The following is a 16818-nucleotide window of genomic DNA, read 5'->3' on the forward strand; positions in this document are numbered from 1 at the left end:
TCCTTTTTGAACTCGCAATTTTATAAAAGCTGAAAGTTTAAGGCACTGAGTCATCAGGGACCCATTCAATTTATTATAATCCAAATTTGAACAAGAACGAAGCGATACGCTTTGTCTTGCCTCAATCTACTCCCCAGGGGGGATTGTTCGGATGAAGAAATATATCCCGTTCACCTATAAAATGCTGATTCCATACCTGCTATTGGCGTTATTAACAGATGTTATTATCGGTTATGTTTCCTACTCTATGCTGGTGGATTCCCGCACGGAAATGGCCGAGACAAATATCCGTACCGGGATGGAGCAGGCCCGAAATAATATTCGGTACCAGATGGACGAGATTCAGCGGATGTCGGATACCCTGTTCGGCGACCTGGCATTTCAGCGTGCCATACAGAACCGGGGAGAACCCTACGATATTTACCTGGTCATGATGGATGTGATTGTGCCCCAGGTTACGGCGCCCCTGAAATTATTCGGCAATGATATCCGTCTGATGCTTTATACGCTGAACGATGATCTGAACATGGTAGCAGGCGATCACCTGGAGGAGCCGATTTATGAGAGTGATTATTATATCCTTCCCTTTGAGGAAATGGAGAATGCTCCCTGGTACCGGGAACTGAAAGAATCGGGACAGGACAACACCTGGGTACAGGTCGACACGGATGGTCAGCTTGGCAATATCTCGCATATCCGGCGCCTGATTTCGTATAACGGCAATATGGCCCTGATTGGCTACCTTCGGATCACCGCTTCGTTGGATGATCTGTTTGGTGATTTCTCCACCTTTCCAGTAGAGGAGGGCATTACGGTAAGGCTCATAAATAAGGCGCAGGATAACAATTCGCTTTATCAGCGGGGAAGTGCGGTGATAGGAGCCAGTAGCGAGGGGTATTTGAGCCTGTATGAGCCTATTCCGGGCTCGGATTTCGTCATTGAAGCGCTGGTGCCGCAGGCTTATCTGAAGAAGGATGCGGGCCGAATGCAGCAGGTAGTCGTGACGGTGTGTGGCATTAGCTTTGTGGGCATGACCGCGATTGGACTGATTGTAGCCCGCTTGTCCGGCCGGAAGATGAATCGGATTGTGCGATTGGTTCGTTCATTTCAAGAGGGGAACTTTCAGAAGCGGATTCGCTTCTCCGGCAATGATGAGTTCGTGCATATCGCTGATTCCTTTAATTTGATGGCCGATGACATTCAAAAGTTAATTAACAGTGTATATGTACAGGGTATTGAGAAGAAGCAAGCTGAGCTTATGGCGCTACAGGCGCAGATTAATCCTCATTTTCTCTACAACACGCTGTCCACGATCAGTAGCTTGGCCAATTTGGGGGAGACGTCCAAGGTGACTGAGATGGTGCAGGGCTTGTCGCGATTCTATCGGCTGACCTTGAACCAGGGGCATGTGATTACGACGCTGCAAAATGAGTTAAAGCAGGTGGAGACCTATCTTGAGATTCAGAGAGTCAAGTATGCGGGGGCATTTACGGTGCATATTGATGTTGCTGCTGAAATCCTGAACATACCGGTGATGAAGCTCATTCTTCAACCGTTCGTGGAGAATACGTTCAAGCATGCCTGGTTTGGAGAGACCATTGCCATTGTGATCACAGGGCAACGGGTGGGAGATTACGTAGAGCTTAAGATCATCGATAACGGAATTGGTATGAAGTCGGAGACGGTTGCCCGTTTAATGGCGGGACCTGCTCAGTCGGGGGGGTATGGGGTCAAGAATGTTCATGAACGAATCAGGCTCAGGTATGGTGAACCTTACGGAATCCGTATCGCCAGTATCTTTGGCGCAGGAACAACGGTACAGATAAGAATTCCGTCAAAGCCGGAAGCAGACTCCACACCAGCACCTGTTTTCCAGGAAAACTACTAAAATCGGTGGATTTGTACGCCTTTTCATTGAATACCGCTATGTTCAGGGCCAGGAAGGGCCAGTATGCTCAGAATGGGAGTAATTTAGCGCGGAGGAATGCGTGATGAATGTCAACGTATTATTGGTTGATGATGAAGCGGTTGATCTGGAATGGCTTCGACGTAGAGTGGCTGGCAGTGGTCTGGACTTGCAGGTCATTGCGGCCGTGAACAGCGGGTTTAAGGCACTGAAGGTAATGGAACATGAGCAAGTCGATCTAATCCTGTGCGATATTCGCATGCCGATTATGTCGGGCATTGAATTTGCACGAAGGGCTAAGGAGTATCATCCAGGCGTCAAAATTGTATTTATCAGCGGGCATGAGGATTTCGAATATGCCAAAGAAGCGATTAGCATAAGCGTATCAGGATATCTGCTCAAGCCGGTAGACGATCAGGAGCTTTATGATATGGTCAGCGGCTTGTGTGAAGCCATCACACGGGAGCAAGAGCAGGACCGCACCTATACAGAGGCCTTGACCCTGCTGGGCGAGGGCATGCTGCTACGGTGGCTGAACGGGATATCCCCGGAGCAGGTAGCCGAACATGTACAGGGACTATTAACCCCAATGCTTCAATCGGGGACGGTGGCCGCTATCGTGGAAGTGGATGATGTGCAGTGGAAGGCGGGGGGGCTGACTGAAGAGGAGAGGGATCGTCAGCTTCATAAGGTGTTTTCATTTGTGCAGTATTTTACCGCCGAAATCAAGCTGGGCACGTTCATCATGGATCAACCGGCGCGGTACGTGCTTCTAGCTGGCATGCCGGAGCATCTGTTCCTCGAATGGCTGGAGGAACTGGTCCGTGCTGTACGTCAAATCTCACCGTTCTCCGTAACGATTGGGTTAGGTGGAGAGGCCAGAACGGAAGAGGATCTGCGCGATTCCTATCGGCAGGCTCAGGCTGCGTTAAGCGCGAAGTGGCTTGTGGGCAAGAATCGCTTGATTCGCGAGAACCGGCTGCTCACCACAGAGAACCGGCTGGTCTCGGAGCAAACGGATGACATCGTGAAGCGGCTGCTCAAGGCCATCCTGAGCTATGACCTGGTAGCCATTGATGATGGCTTGGTGGAGCTCTTCTACCATGGTAGGCCGCTGGCTTACAAGAATGATGCGTACGATCTGATTATCCGTATGACCGGGAAGCTGCACGCCGGGCTACGCGAGATTCACGAGGATTTGTATGAACTGCTGAGGTGGGATTCGCATCAGCCGGAGCTTCTGTTCCAGTTCGAGACCATTCATGATATCGTCTCCTGGCTGCGCAAGAGACTCTTTGAATTATCGGAGCTGCTGTATGCCAAGAAGACCAAGCAGAAGCGCCGGGTCATCGAGGAGGTCATTCAATATGTTGAGGATCACCTGGAGCAGAAAATTACGTTGAAGGAAGTTGCGAGCCATTTCGATTTCAGCCCCAACTACCTGGGCCATTTGTTCAAGGAAGAGACCGGGGAGCATTTCAGCGAATTTCTAAATGAGCTCCGAACCCGGCGGATTTGCACGTTGCTACAAGATCCGGGGTTTCGGATTTACGAGATTGCCGAGCGAATGGGGTACAGGAACATCATCTATTTCAACCGTCAATTCAAGCAAGCGACCGGCATGACGCCAGGGGAATACCGTAAAGCCCTTCGAGTGTAAGGGCAAGCTACTACACTACTGCATGTTGCTAGAGGACGCGTAAGGTCTGTTTTCAGACCGGACGGGTCCTTTTGTTGTAGATACTGGGAACTCCGGCGTGATCGTAGAATTAGTATTAGGATTAGTTGTTTTGCTGAATCCCTTTAGTAAGCGCTTAACTTTATACTATTTACTATAAAGAAAATCATCTATATAAATTGAATTAAAGAAAAGGCAAAATAAGCAAGCGAGAAAAATGATTCTGAAGAAGTGGAGCGTTCGCCTTTGGGAATGGATTTCTACCTTATAAGAATTTATTGAATAAAAGAAATCTGTGAGCAACAGCGATCGTAAGAACATTTTCTCGTCTGCTTCTTTGCGTTAAACATAAGTTCAACTTATATAAGGGGGAGTTCGAACCATGAAGCGAGGCGGGCTTTGGAACGATATCAAGAAATACAAAATACTGCTGCTGATGCTCACACCAGCGGTGTTATTTTTCCTGCTGTTCGCTTATGTACCGATGGCGGGGATTGTATTGGCATTCAAGCAATACAACTACACGGGAGGGGTGTTTGGCAGCCCGTGGAATGGACTGGACAACTTCCGCTTCTTCTTTGACTCGGGGGATGCCTGGCGAGTCACGCGCAATACCGGTCTCTATAATCTCGCCTTCATTATAGTGAACAACGCGCTCCAGATTTTCGCCGCTATCTTGTTGTTTGAGGCGGCGGGTCCATGGTTCCGCAAGATTACGCAAACGGTAATGTTCTTGCCTTATTTTATCTCATGGGTCGTCGTTGGGGCTATTGCCTACAATCTGTTCAACTACGATTATGGCACCATTAACGTACTGCTGGGTGCCCTCGGGCTGGAGCCTCTTGATATCTATAACACAGCTTCCTACTGGCCACTGATTCTCATTGTGGTATCCGCGTGGAAGGCACTGGGGTATGGCACGATTATGTATTTAGCCGCGATTACCAGTATCGATACGGAGATGTATGAAGCCGCGGAAATTGATGGGGCGAACGTCTTCCAACGCATACGCCGCATCACGATTCCGAATCTGTATCCTACGGCAATTATTTTAATGCTTTTGGCCATAGGCAATATTTTCAGGGGAGACTTCGGCATGTTCTACAATATGGTCGGCAACAACGGGCTACTGTTCTCCTCCACCGATGTCATAGATACGTTCGTCTTCCGCTCGCTAACGACTTCAAATGAAATTGGCATGTCGGCAGCCGCAGGATTTTATCAATCCATATTGGGTTTTGCCACGATTATGCTGGCCAACTATGCGGTACGCAAATATGATTCGGATCGCGCCCTATTCTAACACGCGGAGGTGAACTAAATAGATGAAGTTGATCGTTCCCAAGCTTACACCAGCACAATCATCGGTGGGGAAAAAACGTATCGCCACGGATCGCTTGCTCCTGCAACTACTGGGATACACTGTGCTGACGGTACTGACCGTCTTCTGCCTGTTTCCATTCATCCTGGTGATCTCTTCGTCTCTGACCAAGGAGAGCAGCATCATCGAGCACGGGTTTCAGCTTGTTCCCACCTCCTTCTCCTTGGAGGCTTACGCCATCCTGTTTAAATACCCCGAAGAAATGCTCAAGGCGTACGGAATTACCATGACTGTTACTCTGCTTGGCACTTTGTTTGGCTTGTTCTTGACCTCCATGACGGCCTATGTGTTATCCAGAAAAGATTTTAAATGGCGGAACCGCTTCTCGTTTTTCTTCTTCTTCACGACTTTGTTCAGTGGAGGGCTGGTTCCGTGGTATTTGCTGATCGTTAACTATCTGCAATTGAAGGATACACTGCTTGTGCTTATTTTGCCGATGCTGATGAACGTCTTCTATATCATTGTCATGAAGTCGTTCATGAGCAGCATACCGGAGGCCATTATTGAATCGACCAAGATGGACGGAGCGAATGATTTTCAAATCTATCTCCAGTTCGTTCTACCGTTATCAAAGCCAGCACTGGCGACCATCGGGCTATTTATCGCGCTGGGTTACTGGAATGATTGGTACAACGCGCTCTTGTTCATTTCCAACTCTGAGCTAATGCCGCTGCAATATTACCTGTACCGCCTGCTCGGCAATATGGATGGGATGCGCAAGGCCATGATGGCCGCCGGGGCAGTTATGTCCTCGGATATCCCGACAGAGAGCCTGAAGATGGCCATGACGATTGTGGCTACGGGACCTATTATGATCGCCTATCCTTTTATTCAGCGTTACTTCGTGCAAGGGTTGACGATTGGGGCAGTGAAGGGGTGACCACAGGGTAACCTGGTTACTAGGGGGTGTCTGACACGCCCAGGATAGAGGCATCAAAGGCAATTTATTATCTATTAGGGGGAATTCCAGTCATGAAACAAAACAAGAACTTCATGTTACTGTTAGCCGTCATCTGTGTGTTGGTTGCTGTGCTCTCTGCGTGTGGAGGGGGTCAGGGACCAGATGCCAATCAAGCGAAGGAACCAGCTTCGCCAGGTAATACCGGAGCGCCCGAAATCTCTGAGGGAGCGGTGGATGTCTCCAAGGAAGTGACGCTTAAGCTACTGATGATCGGTAGCAAGCCAACGGATTATGATGAAGTGTTCGGGGAATTGAATCGCCTGCTTAAGGAAAAGATCAACGCCACCGTAGAGACTGAATTCCTGGACTGGGCAGATTGGACGCAGAAATATCCACTGAAATTTGCCGCCAACGAAGATTTCGACATTGCTTATACGGCGAACTGGGCTTTCTATAACGATCAGGTGTTAAAGGGCGGGTTTCTGGAGTTGACTGACGAGATGCTGCAGCAATATGCCCCAAAGACTTGGGAGGCGTTGCCTGAAGCTGCATGGGAGCAAGCGAAAGTTAATGGTAAGCTATACATGGTGCCTAATAACAATCAGGAAGTCACGGATAAGGTGGTGTTAGTCCGCGAGGATTTGCGCAAGAAGTATAATCTGGACCCGGTAAATAGTCCGGAGGCTTATGCTGCATATTTGAAGGCGATTGCTGCTGGCGAGAAGGGCATCAGTCCATTTGGGGCCAAACCCGCAGATGGCTGGAAGTGGCATGAGTTGGATCAGATCCTGCTGGAACAGCAAAATGAGTGGAACTTGGTTGATTATAATTTTCCGCTGGGCTACAAGTTGGACGATTCTTCCGGCAAAGTGTTTAATGTGTATGATACCCCGGAATTTACACAGCTCATCGAGTATTACAAGGATTTGGCTGATCAGGGCGCCTGGTCCAAGAACATTGTCAGCAACAAAAATGACGTCTACCAGGATATCAAAGCTGGTAAAATCTCTTCCTATGCGCAAAACCTGGGGACGATCTCCAGCAATGTCGGCGAAATCCGCCGCGATAAGCCGGAAATGGAGGTGGGCGTGGCCGACTTAACGCCAGACAAGAAAAAAATCGGAGCAATCTCGACGCAAAACGGTATGAGCATTCATGCGACCTCCAAGCAACCGGAACGTTCGCTGATGCTGATTGATTTGCTGCAAAATGATAAGGAAATTCATGATTTGACAATGTACGGAATTGCCGGCAAGCATTATGAGCCTGTTGGCGATGATAAATACACTCCCGGCCCCAGCTACGCGAATTACAATCTATCGGGCTTCTCCGTATGGGGGTGGAACTCGCTGCTGAACCGTACGGATGCTTCTTATCCTGAGGAAGGTACAAAGATGCTGGAGGAGTGGCAATCCAAGGTACACCACTTCCCGCTGGAGACCTTTGTATTTGACGACACGAAGGTGAAGAACGAAGTAGCGAACGTAGGTAATGTCATGCTGCGCTATGCGATTCCATTGGAATATGGCCTCATCAAAGACTTGGAGAAGGGGCAGGCCGATCTGATCAAGCAATTGCAGGCAGCGGGGCTAGATGTCATTCAGCAGGAACTGCAAAGTCAAATTGACGCATTTCTTGCCCAATAAGAGGAGGATTCCATGAGTGCAAGAGTAATGAAACATCCGCCAATCAGCGATAAGCTTCCCGTATTGATGCATGGAGCCGATTATAACCCTGATCAATGGCTGCACGATCCACAGGTTCTTGCCGAAGATATACGCCTGATGAAGCTGGCGAACTGCAATGTGATGGCCGTAGGGATCTTCTCTTGGGCGACGCTGGAGCCGGAGGAAGGAATCTACCATTTTGAATGGTTGGATGGGGTGCTGGATTCCTTTGCTGCTAACGGTATTTATGCCTGGCTGGCTACGCCCAGCGGCGCCCGGCCTACCTGGATGTCGGAGAAATATCCCGAGGTGCTGCGCGTAGAGAAGAACCGCGTGCGCAATCTTCATGGCATGAGACATAACCATTGCTTCAGCTCTCCGGTCTACCGCGAGAAGGTGGCGCTGATCAATAGCAAGCTGGCGGAGCGTTATTCCCATCATCCGGCTATTGTGGGGTGGCATGTGTCCAACGAATACGGCGGGGAGTGTCATTGCGATTATTGTCAGGAAGCATTCCGCTCCTGGCTCAAGCGCAAATACGGTTCCCTGCATGCTCTGAATCGTGCCTGGTGGACGGCCTTCTGGAGCCATACGTACACCTCGTGGACACAGGTGGAATCTCCAGCCCCACATGGGGAGACGATGGTACACGGGCAGAACCTGGATTGGCGCCGGTTCGTCTCGGATCAGACCATTGATTTTTGCAAACATGAGATGCTTCCCTTACGTGAGGTCAATCCAGATTTGCCTTGCACTGTGAATATGATGGATTTGTACGAGGGCTTGGATTACCGCGAATTTGCCAAGGTGGTGGACGTGATCTCCTGGGATGCTTATCCGACCTGGCATGATGCGGAATCCGATGCCAGGACGGCCTCCTGGTTTGCGTTCAATCATGATCTGTTCCGCTCCTTGAAGCAAAAGCCGTTCATGCTGATGGAGAGCACACCATCCTTAACCAATTGGCAACCTGTCAGCAAGCTGAAGCGGCCGGGGATGCACAAGCTATCGTCTTTGCAGGCGGTAGCTCATGGCTCGGATACGGTGCAGTATTTCCAGTGGCGCAAGAGCCGGGGCTCCAGCGAGAAATTCCATGGGGCAGTGGTGGATCATGCCGGGCATGAGCATACTCGCGTGTTCCGTGATGTAGCGTCGCTTGGGGAATCGTTGTCCCGGCTGAAAGCTGTTGTTGGCACTTCAGTTCCGGCAGAAGCAGCTATTATATTTGATTGGGATAATCGGTGGGCTATCAAGGACGCTCAGGGTCCTCGTAACCAGGGGATTCATTACGAAGAGACGGTAATGCAGCATTACCATGCGTTATGGGAAATGGGTGTACCGACCGATATCATAGGATCATTTGATGATTTTGACAGCTATAAGCTTATTGTCGTTCCTATGGCTTATCTGCTTCGTGTAGAAACGGGTGATAAGTTGGAGCAGTTCGTGAGGGACGGCGGGACGCTACTCGCAACCTATTGGACGGGAGTCGTTGACGAGAACGACCTTTGCCATCTAGGCGGATTCCCTGGCCCTCTGCGTAAGACTGTTGGCGTGTGGGCTGAGGAAATCGATGGTTTGCATGATCATGACCGTAATGCAGTCATCATGGCAGAGGGCAATCCACTCAACCTGACTGGAGTGTTCGAGATTCACGAGCTTTGTGAGCGTATCCATGTCGAGGGTGCCGAGGTCATCGGGGTGTACCAGCAGGATTTCTATGCTGGCGAACCGGTGCTGACCGTCAATGAGCTGGGTAAGGGCAAGGCTTATTACTTGGCGGCACGTGTCAGCGATTCCGCCTTCTATGATGAGCTATATGGGCGACTGGTTCAGGAGGCAGGAGTAAGGCGTGCCCTTGATGCCAAGCTGCCACCGGGAGTAACAGCCGGACTGAGAAGCGATGGAGAGCACGAATATATATTCGTGCAGAATTTCTCAGGTCAAGCGGCTCTTGTTGAACTGCCTGGAACAGAGTATGAGGATGCCGAGAGTGGCCATACTTTAACTTCTAGCTCCATCCAGCTATCGGCGAACGGTATCTGTGTTTTGAAGCGCAAGGTGAGCCGCGTTTAGCAGCTTAAGCTTAAATTCCGCATAGTTGTAAGAGCAGAAGCAGCCGCCCCGTTGAGGGGAGCGGCTGCTTCTGCTTGATGAACCTATATATGCTATAACTTAAGACTTACTGCTAAGTCTCTCATTATCCTGGCAACTAGCTTTTTACTGATCCCGAAATCCCTTCGTAGAAATACCGCTGCATGAAGATGAAGATTAGCATGACCGGAACAAGGGAGATGACTGCTCCGGCCGCCATGCCGGTCCAGTCGGTTGCGTTCAATGTCTCAAAGGATTGCATACCCACCGACAATGTTCTCAGTTCCGGCTTATTAATGGTCAATACGAGTGGCATGAGGAAGGAACTCCAAGTCCATATAAATTGCATAATACATACCGTTGCGATGACTGGACTGGCATTTGGCAGCATCACCCGAGCGAAAGTACCCGTGAACCCGTGACCGTCTATCTCGGCAGCTTCGCCTAGCTCCTTGGGGATCTTCGCGAAAAAGGCGGCGAACATCAAGATGAACAGCACGTGGGCACCTGATGATTCTGCAAAGATGACCCCTGTCATGGAATTGGTCAAGCCCAGCGCCTTCACCAGTTGGTACACCGGAATAACGGTATATCCTTTGGGAATGAACTGTAGCGCAATAACTGCGCCAATTAACATATTACGTCCGGGGAACGACACCGTACCAAGGGCATAGCCGGTCATACAACTAAGTACAAGCACGATCAGCACCGTCGAGACGGATAAGATAACAGAGTTCAGGAAGTAGCCAGAGAAGTTAGCCACCTCCCATGCGCGAACGTAATTATCCCAGTGTAGTGCAGACGGAATCGGATTGACTCCCGACGTATAGAAAGAATGGTTGTCTTTCAGAGATGAGGATGCCATCCAGACAAACGGATAAATCCAGAAAATACCGAACACGATAAGCAGGCTGTGTGTCATGAAATAGTAAAAGCGTCTGACCGGCTTCATACGATTCCTCCTTTACGGGATTTCCGGACCTTCCGGCTATCGCCGCTCGACCAAGCCATCCAGCCGAAGATCAAACTGATGATCAACGTGAATAGCCCTAACAGTACGCCAGCGGCAGAAGCATAGCCGACCCGTGCGCCACCCATGCTGGAGGAGAATGCGTATTGATAAATAAACAGCTCAAGCGTCTCCGTCTTGTGATACGGTCCGCCGCCCGTCAGCGTAGTGACCAGATCAAACACATGCAAACTGCCTCCGACGGTGAGCAACAAGATCGTTGCCGACACTGGCTTTAACAGCGGCATGGTGATATGTATCAGGATTTCGCGACTGTTGGCACCGTCAATACGTGCCGCTTCGTACAAGTCGTTCGGAATAGTTTGCAGCCCGGCCAGCCAATAGATCATCACCACGCCGATTTGCTTCCAGGAACCAATCACAATCAGCAGCAGCATGGCCAGAGAGGGCTCCAGCCAGAAGCGGACCGGCTCGGATGCAAGACCCGTTTGCAGCAACAATTCGTTAACAAAGCCTTGCAGACCGAAGATGTTGTTCATGATGATACCGATGATGGCCGATGTGGTGACAACCGGGAGAAAGTATAGTGTCCGGTAAAAATTTCGCCCGGCTAGCAAATGATCGTTCAATACGAGAGCTAACAGCAAGGCTACAACCACCGTAATCGCCGACGAGCCAATTCCGTAGATCGTGGTGTTCTTCATAGCATTCCAGAACATATTGTCTTTCAGTAATTCGGCATAATTAGCCAAGCCAATAAATTGGGTCAGCGACTGCAACCCGTCCCATTCGTAAAACGAATATACATAACTCATAATGATCGGATACAAGGACGACCCAAGGAAATATAGAAATTGCGGCAAAATGAACAGGTAAGCCCATATATACTTCCGGCGATGATGCGTTATCCTGAGTCGAAGCAATGGCTTCCTGATTCTCTGCGTTTGTTGCACGGTTATCCTCCTCGTATTCGCCTTCTCTCCGCCGATTAATTGTTGTAAGGCTGGCCTGGAATCCAATCCTCGAATACAAAATCGTTGCGGGTGACCTTGCCGCCAGATTCTTGCAGCGCTTTGTCAAGCGCTTGATTAAAGTCATCAGTCAGTTGTTGTAATGACTGATCCAGGTCTTTAATCTGTCCGGTCAAGTAAGCATGGAAAATGGACCCTACATTGTCACGCGGCACGTAGCCGTTGAATTTATCCATCACTTCGGTTGCATTTGGGTTTTTCTTATACACACTAGGTGTCAGTGTTTTGGATTTCTCCATAATGCTGGCGATCGCTTGATCATGTGGTGTTGCCGAGACATCTTGCAGGTTATCTATCTTTTTGGAAGGCAACGAATAGCCCTTCTCAGCAACGTCTTCATAAATATGATCTTGCAAATAATTCAGGAACAGTTCGACTTCCGGCCAATGCTCAGTCGTCTTGGACACCATGATTGACTCACCCGAACCGCCTTCGAAATAGCGGAATGAATCGTTACCGTCTCGGGTCGGTAGTGGAACAACTCCCCAGTCTTCGGAGGAGAACTGCTTAACGTCGTTTTCATCGGGTTTATTCAAGGTCACTCCGCCCCAGTTGCCCTGAATCATGAAGGCGGCTTCCCCGTTCTTCAACACGGCATATGCTTTCCCTGTATCAGCATCAAGTGTGGCGGGAGCCAATACCTTCTCATTGTACAAGTGTTCAAAGAGCGTGATCGTCTCCTTGATTCCTTCCGTGTTCCAGTTGTACTGGCCTGTTCGGTAATCCAGCCCCGATTCCGGAGAAATTGGCGTAGACAGTTGATTCACCATATCTGTTGCCATGTAGTTGGTCTTGGCTCCCACGACCAGCGCATACGTTTTACCGCCGGACTTGTCGTAAATTTGTTTGCCTATTTCAATAAGCTCGTCCCACGTTGTTGGAATATCTGCTTCACTAATGCCGAGATCCTTGAGTACATTTTTGTTGTAATACATCATCAGAGAGCCATGCAAGGAGGAGAACAGTGGGAATTGATACACCTTGCCATCGATCATGCTAACGCCTTCTGCAAATGTCCCGGCAGTATACTGGTCATAGCTGTCCGCAGGGAACACGCTGTCCAACTCATGTAGCTTACCCAACCCGACTAACTGAGGCAAATTGTAGGCCGTTGGCTTTACAAATAAATCCGGTAGCTCGTCCCCGGCGATAGCCGCCTGAAACTGTGCCACCTCTTGCCCGGCTTCAGGCAGGGCAGTCATCTCAATCTTAATGTTCGGATATTCTTGCTCGAAGCCCGCGATGGCCTCATCGAACATATCTCTCTGGATTCGATTCCATAACTTGAGCGTTACTTGTTGCTCTGAACCGGTCTGCTCCGTGTCGGCACGGTTGCCGCTTTCCTGGACGGCCCCGTTCTGTGAACAGGCGGAGAGGAGTAAGCTTGCGGCCAACATAGCGCCAACTGCTATTTTTAACATAGGTTTCATTCGTTTGTTTGCCTCCTGTAATGTCGAATTAAATTTTGGGTGGGTAATAGTCACATTGCTTGCGATATGCCGTAGGAGTTACACCGTACTCCCGGTTGAACTTCCTTGTGAAAAATGAAAGTGAATTGAAACCAACAGCAAAGGCGATGTCTGTGACCTGCATGGAGGTAGAGTGAAGCATTGAAGCGGCTCTCCTCAATCGGATTTGGGACAAGCTTTCCGTGATGGTCTGTCCCATCTGTTCCTTAAAGAGATGAGACAGTCGGGACGTGGACAGTGACACCAGACGCGCCAATGCTGTAATTTCAATGTTTTCTGCATAATGGCGATTCATGAAAACTAATACATCTTGAATGCGATCGTCGGGAGGGCGGAGTGCATAGTCTGACAAAGCGAACAACTTATTGAGGGGCCTGGCACCACTAACAATTAGGGGAGCCGTGGTAACCAGGGACCTATGCGATGTATCCATGTCTGTCCCACCTCTTCGTCATTGTGATAACTAATTCATATGTTCGCTCGTATAGTAACCCCTTTCTTTTGTCGTAATAGAACAATCCATATAAAACAAGGGAATTTCATATTTTTTTAAGATTTATTATGATACCCCTTACAGTCCTTATATTAAAGTCCGTCTCCTAAACATTCTACCGATAAATGCTAACGGAACGTTAAATCTTCGTAAAATCTCAAGAAAACATGCGTTTTATTCGGTGTATCTCAATTGAGAAGGTTATGATATACTGATTGAGATTGTTACAAAACACAGCATTGATGTAAGAGGTTACATACCTCGAAAGCGACTACAGATTGTTGGAGGTGACCTACATGAACAAAAAAGGCATCAGTATTTACGACATTGCGAAAGAGGCGGGGGTATCTATCGCCACCGTATCACGGACGATCAACATGCCCGAAAAGGTGAATGAGCAAACCCGTGAGAAAGTTCATTCCATTATGGAGTTGCTGAATTACACCCCCAACGCACTGGCCCAGAGTCTGGTATCGCGTTCGACTCGAACTTTCGGAGTTATCATCTCTAATATTAAGAATCCGTTCCACGGTGAGTTGCTTCGTTCGATCGAGGTGACGGCTGCAGAACTGGATTATTCCATTCTCCTTGGTCATACCGCCCGAAATTTTGAGCGCGAGCAGAAGTACGTTGAAAATTTTAAGAAGAAAAAGGTAGATGGTATCATCCTCTCCGGTGGCCGATCGATTGGTGAGGACTACATTCGGCACATTGAGCGTACTGCGGAATCGGTTCCGGTGGTATTAACTAACCACCTGCTGAACAAGCCCAATGTATATTGTGTTGTAACCGATGAAACGACGGGCTCTTACCAGGCCGTGAATCATTTAATCGAGCGCGGAAGCACCAAAATTGCTTACATTAATGGTTTCCGGCACACTTACACGAATGTTGTCAAAGAAGAAAGCTACATTCGATGCTTAAGTCAGCATGGCCTGTCCATAGACGAGAAGATGATGGTTAATGTGCAGAACGACGATATGGAGGGTGGATTTCGCGCTTGTGAGGAATTGCTAAGCCGGGGCGTCAGCTTCGACGCTATATTTGCAGCCAACGACTTGATGGCAATCGGGGCGATGCGAAAATTGATCTCCATCGGTGTGCGCATTCCTGAGGATGTCGCTGTGGTAGGTTATGATGATATCGATATTTGCGGGTATATGTCTCCAACGCTGAGTAGTGTAACGCAAAATTTGACCGACATGGGGAGAATTGCGATCGAATTGCTGGATCGCCTGTCAAATGACCAGCCAGTAACCAAAATTACATACCTGGAGCCAAAGCTCATCATTCGGGAATCCAGCATGAACAGCTAAAGAGAGGAGCTTCACTTATCATGCGTTTGTACATTATTAGGCACGCTGACCCGGATTATCCCGGTAATACAATTACGCCGGCAGGCCACCTGGAGGCCCAGGCTCTGGCCCAACGGTTGGCTGGCTTGAACATTGGTAGCATCTTCTGTTCGCCGTTGCCCAGAGCCGTTCACACCGCTCAATATACGGCGGAGCTTATAGGGCTGGAACCTGCCATTCAGCCGTGGATGGCTGAGCTTGAAGGCTGGGAGGGGGATGACCGATCCGGACGTCCGGTTGCCGCGTGGAATGTGGACGGGGAGGTAACCCGTCAGCAACAGCGCATGCCGGAGCAAGCATTGTGGAGCGAATGGCCCCATTATCGGTCCCGGCAGTTACAAGATAAATACGACCTGTTAACAGAACAATCCGATCATTTTCTAGCGTCACTCGGCTATGTAAGAGAGGGTGGCAGCTACCGGATAGTCCAATCTAATCGCGAGAATATTGCCATATTTTGTCACCTCGGGTTTGGTCTGACCTGGCTCTCCCATTTGCTGGAGTTCTCCCTTCCCATGGTCTGGTCCGGCTTCTGGCTGGCACCGAGCTCGGTCACAACCATTCTTATGGACGAACGTTCCGAGCAATGGGCCACGCCGAGATGTCTTGGATTAGGGGAGACATCTCATCTCTATAAGGCCGGATTGCCTGTTAGCAAGCAAGGAATTATCACTAACTTCGACTGAAGCTCCTTCTACCAATAGCAAACATCCCGGACTGCGTGCACAGTCCGGGATGTTTGCTATATTTAGCCCAAGGTATTCGGCGATAGTGGGATCGATGTTACATAGCGACCGATCTTGGCCGCATAAGCCAGACCCTCGTCCTTCAGTTCATCCGGCAACACCCGGATTGACATGTGCGCTTCATACGTAAAGTCGCCTTGATAATGAACGGCGTTCAAGGCGCCCATCACATCTTCCCAGGAGATATTCCCGTGAAAAGGAAGCAAATGCTGATCTGTCAGTGCGTTGTTATCCTGAATATGCAGAGCTTTCAGTCGGCTGCCGATCAGACGGATGGATTCCCCCTGGCTCAGGCCTTGCATATGGGCATGTCCCGTATCCCAACACGCTCCAAACAAAGGATGGTTGAACGAATCGATCAGTTCGACCAGCTCTTCAGGCACAGTTCCGTATATACGCGGTTTTTCCGATTGTGTCCGCTCACCAGGGTTGAACAAGTTCTCCAGTGCGATCCCCACGCCTGTCTGCTCCATGGTCGGCAACAGGTTCTCATAGAACTTCTGATTGTAGGCTCTGTTGGCTTCGGTCGTTTCGCGCCCATGTTCGGAGATGTTAGAGGGGTGGAATACAACCCAAGGGATACCCAGAATAGCAGCCGTTTGAATCGACCGCTTGGCAAGGGATACAAAACCATCCAGTTCCAGACCATCCACCAACTTGTCAAATGAATGTCCGTGGACCGGCCCATGCATTTGGGTGAAGGGAATACCGTATTTCTGCGCGGCTTCAGCAGCAGCGTGAGCCCACTGTTCTTCCTCGTCCCACGATAGTTGTCCCATTCGCGGCTGATGATCCCAATAATTCATGTCCAGAGCATCGAAGCCAGCTTTTTTACAACGGCTGATCATGGCATCGACGGGCTCGTCAATTTCAAACACATTTAACGACATAGATATTCTCATGCACAGACACACCTCCATAAGTTTCGCAATCCTTCCCATTCATTTTATCGAAAGGAGGCAGACAATTTTGTCACTGTACTGCTAAACATTAGCACAATCCTGCTATTTTGAACCAGAGGGGATAGGTTTAAAATACACCTGACATTCAGTTGTCGGTTGTGTTTTTGTATAATCTAAATATCAGAAAGCCAAAGATGATAAATAACCGTTCAATTCGAACAAGGG

Annotated in this window: 13 protein-coding genes; 8 read left to right on the plus strand and 5 right to left on the minus strand. The window is 49.3% G+C overall.

All coding sequences use genetic code 11. The features are described 5' to 3' along the window. Positions 1-151 precede the first annotated feature (151 nt). The 6 genes from AC1VOR_RS11705 (at position 152) to AC1VOR_RS11730 (ending at position 9609) form a co-directional block, all read left to right on the plus strand. Positions 152-1888 (plus strand): sensor histidine kinase, encoded by a 1737-nt coding sequence (locus tag AC1VOR_RS11705; protein ID WP_482617985.1) that lies wholly within the window; start codon positions 152-154, stop codon positions 1886-1888. 103 nt (positions 1889-1991) lie between these two features. Further along, a complete protein-coding gene (locus AC1VOR_RS11710) occupies positions 1992-3566 on the plus strand; it encodes a response regulator (RefSeq protein WP_482617987.1) in 1575 nt (524 codons plus the stop codon). A 400-nt stretch (positions 3567-3966) separates the two neighbouring features. Beyond that, the gene (locus AC1VOR_RS11715) at positions 3967-4887 is read left to right on the plus strand and encodes an ABC transporter permease (RefSeq protein ID WP_482617989.1); all 921 of its coding nucleotides are present in this window, start codon (positions 3967-3969) and stop codon (positions 4885-4887) included. A gap of 22 nt (positions 4888-4909) precedes the next feature. After that, positions 4910-5845, plus strand: coding sequence for a carbohydrate ABC transporter permease (locus tag AC1VOR_RS11720; protein ID WP_482617991.1), 936 nt, complete (start codon positions 4910-4912; stop codon positions 5843-5845). 92 nt (positions 5846-5937) lie between these two features. After that, positions 5938-7512, plus strand: coding sequence for an ABC transporter substrate-binding protein (locus AC1VOR_RS11725; protein ID WP_482617993.1), 1575 nt, complete (start codon positions 5938-5940; stop codon positions 7510-7512). A gap of 12 nt (positions 7513-7524) precedes the next feature. Beyond that, positions 7525-9609: a beta-galactosidase gene (locus tag AC1VOR_RS11730; protein WP_482617994.1), complete on the plus strand. Its 2085-nt coding sequence runs from the start codon at positions 7525-7527 to the stop codon at positions 9607-9609. Between the two features lie 136 nt (positions 9610-9745). Here the strand turns inward: AC1VOR_RS11730 and AC1VOR_RS11735 are convergent, their stop codons facing one another. The 4 genes from AC1VOR_RS11735 to AC1VOR_RS11750 are packed head-to-tail and all read right to left on the minus strand — an operon-like array spanning position 9746 to position 13530. Beyond that, on the minus strand, positions 9746-10579 hold the full coding sequence (locus tag AC1VOR_RS11735; protein ID WP_482617996.1) for a carbohydrate ABC transporter permease: 834 nt from the start codon (positions 10577-10579) through the stop codon (positions 9746-9748). After that, the gene (locus AC1VOR_RS11740) at positions 10576-11550 is read right to left on the minus strand and encodes a carbohydrate ABC transporter permease (RefSeq protein WP_482617998.1); all 975 of its coding nucleotides are present in this window, start codon (positions 11548-11550) and stop codon (positions 10576-10578) included. Before AC1VOR_RS11740 ends, AC1VOR_RS11735 begins: the two co-directional genes overlap by 4 nt. 35 nt (positions 11551-11585) lie before the next feature. Continuing rightward, positions 11586-13058, minus strand: coding sequence for an ABC transporter substrate-binding protein (locus AC1VOR_RS11745; protein WP_482617999.1), 1473 nt, complete (start codon positions 13056-13058; stop codon positions 11586-11588). Between the two features lie 28 nt (positions 13059-13086). After that, a complete protein-coding gene (locus AC1VOR_RS11750) occupies positions 13087-13530 on the minus strand; it encodes a helix-turn-helix domain-containing protein (RefSeq protein ID WP_482618000.1) in 444 nt (147 codons plus the stop codon). A 356-nt stretch (positions 13531-13886) separates the two neighbouring features. Here AC1VOR_RS11750 and AC1VOR_RS11755 point away from each other — a divergent pair, with 356 nt between their 5' ends. After that, complete coding sequence (locus AC1VOR_RS11755; protein ID WP_482618001.1) at positions 13887-14906, plus strand: LacI family DNA-binding transcriptional regulator; 1020 nt, start codon at positions 13887-13889, stop codon at positions 14904-14906. Between the two features lie 20 nt (positions 14907-14926). Next, positions 14927-15631 (plus strand): histidine phosphatase family protein, encoded by a 705-nt coding sequence (locus AC1VOR_RS11760; protein ID WP_482618003.1) that lies wholly within the window; start codon positions 14927-14929, stop codon positions 15629-15631. Positions 15632-15693: 62 nt separating this feature from the next. Here AC1VOR_RS11760 and AC1VOR_RS11765 read toward each other — a convergent pair whose 3' ends face one another. Next, on the minus strand, positions 15694-16593 hold the full coding sequence (locus AC1VOR_RS11765) for a sugar phosphate isomerase/epimerase family protein (protein WP_482618005.1): 900 nt from the start codon (positions 16591-16593) through the stop codon (positions 15694-15696). Positions 16594-16818: the final 225 nt, after the last annotated feature.

Source organism: Paenibacillus sp. 1SOY10 (assembly GCF_056836745.1).